This is a genomic window from Phnomibacter sp., assembly GCF_036803085.1.
In the GTDB taxonomy this organism is placed as follows: Bacteria; Bacteroidota; Bacteroidia; order Chitinophagales; family Chitinophagaceae; genus Phnomibacter.
Window position 1 is genome coordinate 68,972 of record NZ_DAIRUZ010000006.1, and the last position, 12,262, is coordinate 81,233.

A 12,262-nucleotide genomic window follows, 5' to 3' on the forward strand; every position below is an offset into this window, starting at 1 on the left:
TAGCACTTCACTGTCATAGAAGCACGAAACCCCCGCTTTTGCAAAACGGCTGTTACAAGCTGGCCTTCTGCTATTTGAAGTAAAAGTCAAGTCCATCTACCGGGTTTGTTTTAAAATATTGTTTGTCTTCGTGTGTCTCGTTTACGAAGTTAAAAATCTGTTTAGCTCTTTCAATTTCTCCTTGTTTTGGTGTTGAAAATAGTCTCACTGCTCTTGCTCTCCAAATTTGTAAATAGCCAAACGCCAAATGTCTTATGTTCTCGTTTTCGTCAATTGTTCCAATCATTAAGTCGGGAATTGCTGACCAACCGCCAACTTTGTTGAAGAGTTTTAGCATTGACTTTTTTAAGTCATAATTGCCTGTCTCGTAAATGCTTTTTGCTTTTGTCAAAACTTCTTGTCTCGGAATGTGTGATAAAAATTCAATGATTACATTTCTAAGTCCAAGATATTGGCTGTCAAGGTTCGCAAATGCAAAGTCATAAGCACTTTCTTCATCAAGTTTGCAAAGAGCTAAAAATGCTGTCTTTTTAACTCTTATTTTTTTGTCTTTCAAATATGACTTAACTGTTTCCGAATACTGTTTACCTTCCGTTTCAGCAAGTCCGCTTAATGACCCAATGACTTGTTTGTTTTCTTGCAAGTTGTCATTGTAATATATAGCAAAGTCAATGTTTGATTGTTTCAGCGTGAACCTTGCAAAATGTCTTATTGTGGCGGAACTGTCCGCTAAAAATTTATTTACAGTTGTTTCAAAGTCGTTTTGGTCTTTTAAGCAATAAAGTGTTTGAAGTCGGACGTTCGCTGATTTGTCTTTCAGTAATTGTTCGATTTCTGTTTGCCCAAGTTTGTCAAAATGATTTATTGCTAAGTTCCTAATCAAAAAATGTTTGTCGGTTAGGAACAGTTTTAATTCTTGCGAATTGTCTCTAAGAGAACTTGAAATGTGTCTTGCTAAAAGTATTCTTAGTTTGTCTGGGTATTTCTTAAAGTTGTCAATTACATACGTCCTATTTTCAGAAGCAATAAACTCAACAATGTCTTTGTAAATTCCGCTTAGGTCTGTCCGTTCAACTTTTTGTAGCCATTCAAAAATTGGCAAATTTTCAATTAAACTGTCAATGTAATTGTTTGTTTTGTAGTTGTCAATGCCGTTTAGTGCAGCCTGTCGAACTGGCAAAACCCAATCAGCTAAGCGATAGATTAAAAATTGTATGGCTCTTGGACTGTCAACTTGTGAAAGATTTTTAACTGCTTTTTCTCTAACGTATCCACTTCCATTTAATGAACTAATTGCCAATAACTCTACATATTGTTCCTTCGGAAAATTTGCTTCATAAAAGTCAATATCACTTTTTGAAATTCCACAGTGTTTAAGAGTGTCGTAATATCCTTTTTTGCTGTCAATCTTTTTGAATAGGTGAGTAATCGTCTTGGAAGTGGTTTCTCTTATTTCTTTGTTGTTGTCTTTTAGAAACTCTATCAAGCTGTAAATAAGACTTGGATAACCGTCATTGGCAATTTTAGTCAAGGCGTTAATTTTCTCTTCGGTGTTGTCCTTTGAGAAAAACCAAGTCTTGTTAGGTCGTCTTAAAATTTCTATGTATTGCCAAATTTCCATTTATTGCTGTGTCGTCTTTTAGGATTGCTTGTAACACGTAAATATATGCTACTCCTCTCAAAAAAGGCCTAACGAAACATTATTGATTTTCAATGTCCTAGCGTTATACATTTTGTATTGTTTATTAGTACAATCCACCTGGTTATACATGTTGTATTGTTGATGATAGCATCTCCATGCAGTGTTGCACAGGCTTTTCATTCAAGCCTCTTTCTCAACTTCTTTCTATATTTTGTCCTTAACCTTCCCCTCGTCCTCGATCTTCTCTTCGTCCTCAACCTTTCCCTTGCCCCCTTACCTTTGCCCACTTATGCCAGCATTATCTTTTGAACTCCAACATACCGATGCCGCCAGCAAGGCCCGGGCAGGTAAACTCACCACTGACCACGGCGAAATACTGACACCCATTTTTATGCCCGTGGGTACCGTGGGTACGGTAAAAGCTGTTACCCAGCAGCAACTGCATGATGTGGTGCAGGCGCAAATTATTTTGGGCAATACCTACCACCTGTACCTGCGCCCCGGCCTCGATGTGCTGGAAGCAGCGGGTGGCCTGCATCAGTTCAACGGCTGGCACAAGCCCATCCTCACCGATAGTGGCGGCTATCAGGTGTTTAGCCTGGCGGCGCAGCGCAAAATCAAAGAAGAAGGCGTTACGTTTCGCAGCCATATCGATGGCAGCAAGTACCTGTTTACCCCGGAGCGGGTGATGGATATTCAGCGTAGCATTGGCGCCGATATCATCATGGCGTTTGATGAATGTCCGCCGTACCCCAGCGAGTACAAATATGCTATGGACAGCATGCACCTGACGCATCGCTGGCTCGATAGGTGCATTGGCCGCCTCGCCGAAACGCAGCCCAAATATGGCTACGATCAAAACCTGTTTCCCATTGTGCAGGGCGGCACGTACAAAGATTTGCGCAAAGCCTCTGCCGAATTCATCAGCAGCAAAAATGCCGTGGGCAATGCCATTGGCGGCCTCAGCGTAGGCGAGCCGCCCGAAATGATGTATGAATATTGTGCATGGAGCTGTGAGCACCTGCCCTGGGAAAAACCCCGCTACCTGATGGGTGTGGGTACACCGTGGGATTTGCTGGAGTGCATCAGCCATGGTGTAGATATGTTTGACTGTGTAATGCCCACCCGCAATGGCCGCAATGCCATGCTGTTTACCAGCAAAGGCGTTATCAATATCGACAACAAAAAATGGGAGAAAGACTTTTCGGTGCTGGATGATGTGCTGGACAACGGCGTCAGCAATTACTACACGAAAGCCTATGTGCGGCACCTGTTTAAAGCCGGCGAAATACTGGGCCTACAGCTGGCCAGCATGCAAAACCTGAGCTTTTACCTGTGGCTGATTGGTCAGGCGAGGGAGCACATCATTGCCGGTGATTTCGACAGCTGGCGGAGAGAGATGACACCCGTACTGAAAACAAGATTGTAAAGTGGATGCAGCATGATGGCCCGTATGGCTGCATGCCGTAAGTTTACCAACCCACAATAAAACGAGCAAATCAAGCCTATGCGAACTGTTGCCGATATATTGGCCAGCAAAACCAAGCCTGCCAATATTATTGCCCCCAATGCCATGGTGGTAGATGCACTACACATGATGAAAACCCTCAACCTGAGCTACGTAATTGTAATGGATGGTGATAAACTGGAGGGTATTTTTAGCGAAAGAAATTACAGCCGTCAGGTAGCACTGGAGGGCAAAAGCAGCGCCACCTGCCCTGTGCGGGATGCCATGACCACGGGCCTTGCCGAAGTAACACCGGAGCATACGGTAGAAGAATGCATCCACATGATACTGGGTAGTACAGGCCGCTACCTGCCTGTGTTGGAAAATGACCGGCTGGTTGGCGTTATTACCATTCACGATATTTTGCGGGAAGCTTTGCGCAGCAAAGAAGCCTTGTTCGACAGCGGCCTTACCGACCGACTGATAGAAGAGGGCGCCATTTACTAAGCATCTTCTTAAGTACAGTTTTTTGGTGGCAATTCGGGTGATAAATGTCATCCGGCAGTACTTGTTTTTGGCAGAAATTTCAGCATCTCTGAAAAACCCAACCACCATGACTACAGCCGCTGATATTCTCCGTCAGAAAGCGACCGCTTTCAACTACGTACATCCACAATACAATGCACTCGAAGCCATCCGATTGTTGAGCTCTCTCAACCGCAGTTTTTTGGTGGTGATGGAAGAGGGGGAGTACAAAGGCATTTTCACGGAACATGCATTGGTGCAAAAGATGGCTACGCCGGGTTGGCAGGCGGCCGAAAAAACAGTGGCAGATGTGATGGATACCAAATTGCCTGCAGCATCTATCGACAGCAGCCGCCACGAAATGATGCAGCTGATGATTGCACATCATACCCGCTACCTGCCGGTATTTAACGGGCATCAGTTTGCCGGTATTATTTCTATGAATAATTTGATTAAAGCCATGCTCTATCCATCTTTTTCGCTGGAAGAATTCTTTGCTTCACCCCGTGGCGATTTTGATACAGCCATGCAGGGGTAAGGGGGGATGGAGTTGAAGAGTTGATTAGGAAACAGGCAGTAAGCAATAGGCAATAATGTAGTGCAGAGAAAATAGCCATCATCGAATGAGGTGAATAATGGCTTGACTTAATGTCCTTTTACATCAGACATCGTACATCAAACATCATACTTCCACTTCGTACCTCGTACTTCCCACTGCTTACCTGATTACTACTTCCTTCACGGTATCAGCACCAAGTATTTCATTTACCCGTAGCATAATGGTTTCCCGCTGGTACATCAGTTCGTGGCGCAGCGGCGCCACATGGGTGCTGATGAATAAAGTATGATTGACCAGCTGTAATTTATCGGTATAGCGGGCCACCGTTTTACCCATCATGTTTTCCCACACTTCGGTGAGTTGCTGTGCCTGTATGCCTTTTTTCAGTTTGCTTTTATTCAGAAAGGCCTGCATGGCTTCGCCCATATTCATTTCGCTGTTCATGTGGTTGGTCGGTTGAATGTTCAAGGTAAATAAAATCTGGCTGCTCAGGATGCAATGTCAATGATTTCGTAATCGGCTCCGATGGCGGATAGCTGAGCCTCCAGCCGGTCGCGGTGGGTATCGGTTATAAATACCTGTCCTTGTTTTTCTACACATACTTCCCGCAGCAGGTTGGTCATGCGGTGGTTGTCCAGTTTTTCAAACACATCATCCAACAGCAGCAGCGGAGCAAAGCCTTTGTGTTGTTGCAGCCATTCATATTCGGTGAGCTTGAGTGCAAAAAGCAGGCTTTTGCGTTGGCCCTGGCTGGCTAATTGTTTAAAAGGGTGGCCTTCCAGCAGCAGTTGCAGATCGTCGCGGTGAATGCCGGCTGTGGTGCGTTGCAGCGCCAAATCTTTGGGCAAAGCCTGCTGCAGCAATGCAAGGTAGTTACTACTGTTGCTGTTGGCAGGTAAGCAAGCCTGATAGCTGAAAGCCACATGCTCTTGTCCACCAGCAATCAGTTTATAATGTTGCTCTGCCTGCGGCAAAAACTGTTGCAACAACTGGTGTCTTGCTTGCAGCACAAATACAGCTCTCGTGGCCAGTTGTTCGTTCAAAATATCCAGCAGGCTGTTTTGTTTGCTGCCCGTTTCAGCCATTTGTTTCAGCAGGCTGTTGCGCTGCTGCAATAGCTTGTTGTATTCCATCAGTTGCTGCAGGTATTGCGGATTTATCTGGCAGAGCAATCCATCCATTAAGCGGCGACGAGTTTCGCTACCACCGGTGATGAGTTCCACATCATCTGGCGCAATAATTACAGCGGGCAGCCGGCCCACATGGGCACTCACTTTGGAGTAGGGTTCTTCATTCCAGCTGATTTCTTTTTTGCCCGTTTCGCGGAGCACACACACCACTTGTGCGGCACTGCTGCCAATGGCAAACTTACCTGCCACCCGAAAGCCTGCCTGCCCATGGTGCACCAGGGCGGCATCGCTGCCGGCAAAATAGCTTTTGGTAAAACAGAGGTAGTAAATGGCATCAAGCAGGTTGGTTTTGCCCGCCCCGTTGGCGCCACAAATGCCCACTACTTTTTTGGTAAAAGCCTGTTGTGCCGAAAAGTGGTTTTTAAACTGGAATGCCGATATGTGCTGCAGCCGGAGCATGGGGCGCAAGGTAGTTGTTCGTACCGAAAGCCAAGGGCGCAAGGCGGAAAGCTCAAATCCGAAAATTTGCAATTTGCAGATAGCAGTTTGCAATATGCCCACCCCTTTGTCCGCGGCCTTCTGACTGTATTTTTCCACCCGCAGGCACATAGGATTGGCTGCTTTGCCAACTGCAAATTGCCAACTGTCAACTATTCTAGTATGGTGCTCCGCTGTTTCGGTCTTCCCACCTATATTTGCGGCTCATTTTGAAGGAGTATGGCCAAGAAATTCACGAAAGAAACCTACCTGTACTGGTACGAGCTGATGTTGTTAATCCGTCAGTTTGAGCTGAAGGCAGAAGAAATGTATAAAATGGCCGGCAAAATCCGTGGCTTTTTCCACGCCTACATTGGTCAGGAAGCCATTGCTGCCGGTTGTATGACCGCCACCCGTTTGGAAGATCCTTATGTAACTGGCTACCGCGACCATGGTTTGGCCATTGCCAAAGGCATCAGCCCCCAAAGCTGTATGGCCGAACTGTACGGCAAAGCCACAGGTTGTGCCAAGGGTAAAGGTGGTAGCATGCACTTTTTTGGAAAAGACAATTACTTCTTTGGCGGCCACGGTATTGTGGGTGCCCAAATTGGTACCGGTGCAGGTTTGGCATTTGCCGAGCAGTACAAAGGCACCGACAATGTAGCCCTTGCTTTCTTTGGTGATGGTGCTGCCCGCCAAGGTATGTTGCACGAAGTGTTCAACATGGCCATGACCTGGAAACTCCCTGTAATCTTCATTTGCGAAAACAACAACTACGCTATGGGTACCTCTATTGAGCGTACTTCTAACGTAAGAGATATTTACACCCTGGCCGATGCATACGATATGCCCGGCGATGCGGTGGACGGCATGCACCCCGAAGCAGTACACGAGGCAGTAGAACGTGCTGTAAAACGTGCCCGTGAAGGTGGCGGCCCCACATTGCTCGAAATGAAAACCTATCGCTACAAAGGACACTCTATTTCTGACCCTCAGAAATACCGTACCAAGGAAGAGGTGGAAGAATACAAACAGCGTGACCCCATTGAGCAAATTTTGATGACTATTCGCACCGAAGGTCTGGCCACCGAAGAAGAACTGGATGCCATCCATCAGCGGGTAGATGCTGTAGTAGAAGATAGTGTGAAGTTTGCAGAAGAAAGCCCATGGCCCGATGATAGCGAGGTATTGAAAGACGTGTACGCAGTGGACGAACCTCACCTGTTTGTAAACGACTAAATCATTGATATCAACGATTGTTTTAAACCATTTCTAAGCACAACAACTTATCATGTCGGATAAAAAGAACATACAGTTTGAAGAAGTAGTAGACGATTCTGCTAAAGTAATTGCGAAGGCGCAGGGCTTCTGGGCCAAATTCAGCAAGCCCATCGTTTATGTGGGCAGTGCCATTATTTTGCTGATTGGCGGCTACTATGGCTACCAGCAGTTTTTTGCCAAACCACAGGAAGAAAAAGCAGCCGATGCTATTTGGCATGCTCAGCAATATTTTCAGCAAGACAGCCTAAAACTGGCACTGAATGGCGACGGACAATTCCCCGGGTTTGAAAAAGTAGCCAGCAGCTATAGCGGCACCAAAGCAGGCAACCTTGCTAAATTTTATGCTGGCGTTTGTAACCTGCGCCTCGGTGATTTTAAAAAAGCAGAAAGCTATCTGAAAGACTTTAGCACCGATGCCAAAGAAATTCAGGCCATTGCTTACTCTCGTTTGGGCGACACCTATGCTGAGCAGGGCAAAAAAGCAGAAGCCGTTGGCATGTATGCAAAAGCTGGCTCACATTATCCTGAGCAGCAGGCACTGAGTGCAGAAAACCTGTTTCGTGCTGCCTTGCTGAGCGAAACACTCGGCAAAAACGACGACGCTATCAAGTATTACAAAGAAATCAAAAGCAAATATCCCCGTACCGACCGTGGTTTTCAGGTAGACAAATACCTGGCTCGTTTGGGTTCGGTAGATTAATGCCGGCGAAAAATATTTTCAACAAATAGCGGCTCGGTATGGGTCGCTATTTTTGTTCTTAGCAAACAATTCAACTCTCGCAATATTAGATATGGCAAGTATAGGAAATGCAGCATTGCTGGCATCGGTACCGCAACTTTCTTCACCGGTGCGCATCGCCATAGTAAAAACCGCCTGGAATGCGGCCATCACCAACGAGTTGGAAGCAGGAGCCTTGAGTGTACTGGCTGCTGCAGGTATTACTGATGTGCATACATACACCGTACCCGGTGCAGTGGAAGTGACCTACATGGTCAACCAACTGGCCAATAGTGCCAACGATTATGCTGATGCCTACATTGCCTTTGCTTGCGTAATTAAAGGCGATACGCCGCATTTTGATTATGTATGCCAAAGCATAACGCAAGGCATTACACAACTCAATATTACGTTGCCATCGCCTGTGATTTATGGTGTGCTTACGGTGCTGACCGAGGAACAAGCACAAGAACGCATTGGTGGCAAACACGGCCACAAAGGCGAAGAAGCTGCTATCACCGCTTTGCAAATGATTGCAGCGAAACGTGCAATAGAGCGATAATAGAGTTCAACAGTTTACAAGTCATACAAGCGTCAATCATCAACATGAAAGTTCAATTGTTCGTTCCTTGTTTTATAGATCAGTTGTATCCCGGAGTAGCATTTAATATGGTGAAAGTGTTGCGCAAAGTGGGATGTGAAGTGAGCTACAATGCCAACCAAACCTGCTGCGGACAACCTGCTTTCAACGCCGGTTTTCAGGAAGATGCGAAAGATGTATGCAAAAAATTTTTGCAAGATTTTGCTGATGATGCCGTTGTAGTAGCGCCGAGTGCCAGCTGTATTGGCTTCGTCAAAAATTATTACCCGCAATTGTTTGCCAACAGTATGTACAGCGGTCAGGCCGATGCATTGAGCAAGCGGGTGTTTGAGTTCTCCGATTTTTTGGTGAATCAATTACAAGTTACCGATGTAGGCGCCCGCTTTGAAGGCGTGGTTACCTATCACGACAGCTGCGCCGGTTTGCGGGAAGTGGGCATCAAGCAAGAGCCACGCACCCTGCTGGCTAACGTACGTGGATTGACGCTGACCGAAATGAACGATGTAGAAACCTGCTGCGGCTTCGGCGGCAGTTTTGCCGTAAAGTTTGATGCCATCAGTGGTGCCATGGCCGATCAGAAAGTAACAAATGCTGCCGCTACCAACGCACAATATTTGGTTAGCACCGATATGAGCTGCCTCATGCATATTGATGGCGTCGCCAAAAAGAAAGGCATAGACCTGCAAGTGCTGCATTTAGCCGATGTGCTGGCGAGTGGATGGGAGTTATGAATGATGAATGATGAATCATGTTGTCAGTAAAAAAAACGCAAGGATATGCCTTGCGTTTTTTTTAGTTACTTAAGCACAAGCCTTTAAGACTTGTACGCAGTAAGATTATCAAAATGTCAGACATCGTACATCATAGATCAGACATCTAACATCCAGCATCTTACTTCGGCAGCACCACATGGTCTACCACATGAATCACACCGTTGCTTTGAAATACATCAGCAATGGTTACATGCGACATTCCACCTTTTTCGTCGGTCAGCATTACGGTTTTGCCGTCGGTTGTAGCGGTGAGTGTACCACCTTGTACAGTTGTCAGCACTGCCTTACCGTTACCTTTTTTAATGAGGCCCAAAATGCTTTTGGCATCGTACTTACCTGCAACAACGTGGTAGGTGAGCACTGCAGTCAATGTTGCTTTGTTTTCAGGCTTCAACAGTGTTTCTACAGTGCCGGCCGGCAGCAAACCAAAGGCGGCGTTGTTGGGTGCAAATACTGTGAAAGGCCCGGCACCCTGCAAGGTTTCCACTAATCCGGCTGCTTTTACAGCGGCCACCAATGTGGTGTGGTCTGCTGAGTTTACTGCATTTTCTACGATGTTTTTAGAAGGGTACATGGCAGCACCGCCTACCATTTTGGTATTTTCTTTTTGTGCTTGTGCACTTACAAAAAGGAAAGAGGCAATGGCCGCTGCGAAAAATTGTTTGGTCAGTTTCATGCCGTTTTTTTTAGAATGATTTTTAATGGAGGATTGATGTTTACATGTAATCAACGCAACCAATTACGCCCGGTGCTCCAGCTTGGATTGAACCTGATTGGAAAAAATTTGTTAATGGAAATAACTGTTCAAGCTAAACGGGATGCTCCTGTTGTTTTGTAGCACAACCCAATTGCATTCTCTTAATTTTGACACTTCTAATTACACATAACCACTACTTATAACTATGGCTTATTGGCTGGTAAAATCAGAACCTTTTAAATACAGTTGGAATCAGTTTGTAAAAGACAAACAAACCTTTTGGGATGGCGTACGCAACTATCAGGCCCGCAACAATTTAAAGGCGATGCAAAAAGGGGATGAAGTATTTTTTTATCATTCCAACGAAGGCTTGGCCATTGTTGGCATTGCCAAAGTGGTGAAAGAACATTATCAGGATCCTACTACGGAAGACCCCAACTGGGTAGTGGTAGATTTGAAACCAGTGAAGGATTTTAAAAAGCCCGTGACATTAGCAGAGATGAAAGCAGAACCAGCTTTGTCTAACCTGGCTCTCATTCGCCAGGGACGTTTGTCGGTTTGCCCCGTTACTGAAGCGGAGTGGCATACTATTATGGAAATGGGCAACATGCAGTAAACAACACGAACAGCTATTTATGCAACCGCATTTCGAAAGAAATGCGGTTTTTGTTTGTATTAACGTATGCTATTGGTTACATCCGATGGCAGATGCGAATTATGGGTTGTAGCATGCATGCAACAACAACACCAACGGCTATTTGTGTAAACAGGTAGTCTTATTCATCTCATTGCTAAAAACCAACCGTATGAAACCATTGCATGTAATCATGCTGCTGGCTACCCTTGCTGTAGCTTGCACTACAGGTGCCAATCAGGAAACTGCTACTACTGCCGATGTTCAACTGGCAGAAGGACAAAAAAACAAGATTGATTATACTGCCGCAGCTGAAGATTCTGCTGCAGCACCAGCCCCTCCAGCACTCGAAGAGGAACAAGTGCTCAACAGTGGCAACGCCATTCCGCCTGCACCGTTCAATCGACAAATTATTCGCAACGCACTAGTAGAAATGGAGTGTGCCGACTTCAAATCATTCAGTGCACAGTTGTATGGCGTTGTAAAAAGCAATGCTGCCTGGCTGGATAGTGAGCAGGAAACACAATCGGACTACCGCCGGCAAAATGTATTGACCATTAAAGTGCCGGTGGCAAAGTTTGATGCACTCATGCAAGCCATCACTTCGCTCAAGGGTGATGTGCGGGAAAAGAAAATCAACAGCGAAGATGTGACCAATGCAATTGTGGATGTGCAGGGGAGATTAGAAGCCAAACGGCAAACACGTGCCCGCTATCTGGAGCTGTTGAAGCAGGCCAATAAAATGGAAGACATTTTACAAGTGCAGGAGCAAATCAATTCGATTACGGAAGAGATAGAAAGTGCTACGTACAACATCAAAAACATGCAGGCACAAGCGGCGGTGAGCACCATCACTCTCACGTATTATCAGCCCATTGAAACACACAGTGGCTACAATGAACCCGGTGTATTTACCCGAATGCTCGATGCCTTGGGCAAAGGTGGCAGCGGCATTGTTGAACTCAGCATTGTGTTGCTTACGCTCTGGCCTTTATGGTTAGTAGTTGCCGGTTTAATATTTTGGATACGCAAAAGGAGAGCAGCAACATCTGTTGTAAAACAGTCTTCATAGTGGTATGGTCGTTAGTTGATAATCCATAGCAGCATTGGCTTGTCCGATGCTGCTATTTTTTTGCTCAGCCGGTTGAGGAAAGCATAGGATATCATGGGGCATCCGAGGCTGTTACAAATCATATCAGGATACGGAATGGTATCGGGTACACAGTCGTAGGCATGCAACACCACCAATCGTTCAAAGGCGTTGCTATTGCTGGCATCGAGCCCATGTAGTTTGTACGCTTTTCCAAAATTGCCTTGGTACGAACCGCCTATGCGGTACCGCCCCAAACTGCTGCAATAGCTGTTGGGCGCATTGCTAAACCGGGCACTGGCCGCGAATGCATCGCCACCTGCACCATGGGCCACCATGCCGCTGTCCAATACTTTGCCAGTAAGAACATCCATCAGCACCATACGGGGCAGGCCGCTGTGCATGCTCAGGTCGGCAATGATGACTTGTGTGGTATTGAAATTTTTGCTGCGCAGCCATTGTGGTAATATGGCCCGAAGGCTGTCTCTCTTTTGCTGAAAGCGATGTGATTGAATTTGCTGAATCCACAGCGTTTCATTGTCCTCGTTGGTCGTTTTTTTAACTATTGCAGAATCCGATTTGGCCGGTTCATATTGGCAGGCCAGCAGTAACAGCAACGCAGCAGGTAGCAGGAGTGTTTTCATTTTTAGCGGATGCAGTATTGACGATTTTCCATACGCAGGTTCTC

General features: G+C 45.9%; 14 protein-coding genes. 9 read left to right on the forward strand and 5 right to left on the reverse strand.

Annotation, left to right across the window (positions count from 1 at the left end; genetic code table 11):
* Positions 1-70: 70 nt before the first annotated feature.
* Positions 71-1,621, reverse strand: a complete 1,551-nt coding sequence (locus tag V7Q13_RS12635; RefSeq protein ID WP_333801036.1) for a hypothetical protein — start codon at positions 1,619-1,621, stop codon at positions 71-73.
* 310 nt (positions 1,622-1,931) lie between these two features.
* On the opposite strand from V7Q13_RS12635, the gene tgt reads away from it, so the two are divergent.
* From tgt to V7Q13_RS12650, 3 genes are all read left to right on the forward strand, one after another.
* Positions 1,932-3,071, forward strand: coding sequence for a tRNA guanosine(34) transglycosylase Tgt (gene tgt, locus V7Q13_RS12640; protein WP_333801037.1), 1,140 nt, complete (start codon positions 1,932-1,934; stop codon positions 3,069-3,071).
* Between the two features lie 78 nt (positions 3,072-3,149).
* Complete coding sequence (locus V7Q13_RS12645; RefSeq protein ID WP_333801038.1) at positions 3,150-3,596, forward strand: CBS domain-containing protein; 447 nt, start codon at positions 3,150-3,152, stop codon at positions 3,594-3,596.
* Positions 3,597-3,702: 106 nt separating this feature from the next.
* Positions 3,703-4,152, forward strand: coding sequence for a CBS domain-containing protein (locus V7Q13_RS12650; protein WP_333801039.1), 450 nt, complete (start codon positions 3,703-3,705; stop codon positions 4,150-4,152).
* A 180-nt stretch (positions 4,153-4,332) separates the two neighbouring features.
* Here V7Q13_RS12650 and V7Q13_RS12655 read toward each other — a convergent pair whose 3' ends face one another.
* A complete protein-coding gene (locus tag V7Q13_RS12655; RefSeq protein WP_333801040.1) occupies positions 4,333-4,641 on the reverse strand; it encodes a DUF721 domain-containing protein in 309 nt (102 codons plus the stop codon).
* A gap of 20 nt (positions 4,642-4,661) precedes the next feature.
* Entirely contained in the window at positions 4,662-5,762 is a 1,101-nt protein-coding gene (gene recF, locus V7Q13_RS12660; RefSeq protein ID WP_333801041.1) for a DNA replication/repair protein RecF, read from the reverse strand.
* Positions 5,763-6,020: 258 nt separating this feature from the next.
* Here recF and pdhA point away from each other — a divergent pair, with 258 nt between their 5' ends.
* The 4 genes from pdhA to V7Q13_RS12680 all read left to right on the forward strand — a co-directional run bounded on the left by pdhA (position 6,021) and on the right by V7Q13_RS12680 (position 9,111).
* Positions 6,021-7,019, forward strand: a complete 999-nt coding sequence (gene pdhA / locus V7Q13_RS12665) for a pyruvate dehydrogenase (acetyl-transferring) E1 component subunit alpha (protein WP_333801042.1) — start codon at positions 6,021-6,023, stop codon at positions 7,017-7,019.
* Between the two features lie 52 nt (positions 7,020-7,071).
* Positions 7,072-7,761 carry a tetratricopeptide repeat protein gene (locus tag V7Q13_RS12670; protein ID WP_333801043.1) on the forward strand — a complete coding sequence of 230 codons (690 nt, stop codon included), beginning with the start codon at positions 7,072-7,074 and terminating at the stop codon, positions 7,759-7,761.
* A gap of 91 nt (positions 7,762-7,852) precedes the next feature.
* A complete protein-coding gene (ribH, locus tag V7Q13_RS12675; RefSeq protein WP_333801044.1) occupies positions 7,853-8,341 on the forward strand; it encodes a 6,7-dimethyl-8-ribityllumazine synthase in 489 nt (162 codons plus the stop codon).
* 44 nt (positions 8,342-8,385) lie between these two features.
* Positions 8,386-9,111, forward strand: a complete 726-nt coding sequence (locus tag V7Q13_RS12680; RefSeq protein ID WP_333801045.1) for a (Fe-S)-binding protein — start codon at positions 8,386-8,388, stop codon at positions 9,109-9,111.
* A gap of 160 nt (positions 9,112-9,271) precedes the next feature.
* On the opposite strand, the gene V7Q13_RS12685 is transcribed toward V7Q13_RS12680, so the two are convergent.
* Positions 9,272-9,829: a fasciclin domain-containing protein gene (locus V7Q13_RS12685; RefSeq protein ID WP_333801046.1), complete on the reverse strand. Its 558-nt coding sequence runs from the start codon at positions 9,827-9,829 to the stop codon at positions 9,272-9,274.
* 226 nt (positions 9,830-10,055) lie between these two features.
* Here V7Q13_RS12685 and V7Q13_RS12690 point away from each other — a divergent pair, with 226 nt between their 5' ends.
* Both V7Q13_RS12690 and V7Q13_RS12695 read left to right on the forward strand, forming a co-directional pair.
* Positions 10,056-10,466, forward strand: coding sequence for an EVE domain-containing protein (locus tag V7Q13_RS12690; RefSeq protein ID WP_333801047.1), 411 nt, complete (start codon positions 10,056-10,058; stop codon positions 10,464-10,466).
* Positions 10,467-10,656: 190 nt separating this feature from the next.
* Positions 10,657-11,556 (forward strand): DUF4349 domain-containing protein, encoded by a 900-nt coding sequence (locus tag V7Q13_RS12695; protein WP_333801048.1) that lies wholly within the window; start codon positions 10,657-10,659, stop codon positions 11,554-11,556.
* A gap of 11 nt (positions 11,557-11,567) precedes the next feature.
* Here the strand turns inward: V7Q13_RS12695 and V7Q13_RS12700 are convergent, their stop codons facing one another.
* On the reverse strand, positions 11,568-12,218 hold the full coding sequence (locus tag V7Q13_RS12700) for a murein L,D-transpeptidase catalytic domain-containing protein (protein ID WP_333801049.1): 651 nt from the start codon (positions 12,216-12,218) through the stop codon (positions 11,568-11,570).
* Between the last annotated feature and the right edge of the window lie 44 nt (positions 12,219-12,262).

Coding starts and splice junctions, on each gene's coding strand:
- tgt (WP_333801037.1), top strand. CDS start 1,932: ATGCCAGCATTATCTTTTGAACTCCAACATACCGATGCCGCCAGCAAG.
- V7Q13_RS12635 (WP_333801036.1), bottom strand. CDS start 1,621: ATGGAAATTTGGCAATACATAGAAATTTTAAGACGACCTAACAAGACT.
- V7Q13_RS12695 (WP_333801048.1), top strand. CDS start 10,657: ATGAAACCATTGCATGTAATCATGCTGCTGGCTACCCTTGCTGTAGCT.
- V7Q13_RS12645 (WP_333801038.1), top strand. CDS start 3,150: ATGCGAACTGTTGCCGATATATTGGCCAGCAAAACCAAGCCTGCCAAT.
- ribH (WP_333801044.1), top strand. CDS start 7,853: ATGGCAAGTATAGGAAATGCAGCATTGCTGGCATCGGTACCGCAACTT.
- V7Q13_RS12680 (WP_333801045.1), top strand. CDS start 8,386: ATGAAAGTTCAATTGTTCGTTCCTTGTTTTATAGATCAGTTGTATCCC.
- V7Q13_RS12670 (WP_333801043.1), top strand. CDS start 7,072: ATGTCGGATAAAAAGAACATACAGTTTGAAGAAGTAGTAGACGATTCT.
- recF (WP_333801041.1), bottom strand. CDS start 5,762: ATGCTCCGGCTGCAGCACATATCGGCATTCCAGTTTAAAAACCACTTT.
- V7Q13_RS12690 (WP_333801047.1), top strand. CDS start 10,056: ATGGCTTATTGGCTGGTAAAATCAGAACCTTTTAAATACAGTTGGAAT.
- V7Q13_RS12650 (WP_333801039.1), top strand. CDS start 3,703: ATGACTACAGCCGCTGATATTCTCCGTCAGAAAGCGACCGCTTTCAAC.
- V7Q13_RS12700 (WP_333801049.1), bottom strand. CDS start 12,218: ATGAAAACACTCCTGCTACCTGCTGCGTTGCTGTTACTGCTGGCCTGC.
- pdhA (WP_333801042.1), top strand. CDS start 6,021: ATGGCCAAGAAATTCACGAAAGAAACCTACCTGTACTGGTACGAGCTG.
- V7Q13_RS12685 (WP_333801046.1), bottom strand. CDS start 9,829: ATGAAACTGACCAAACAATTTTTCGCAGCGGCCATTGCCTCTTTCCTT.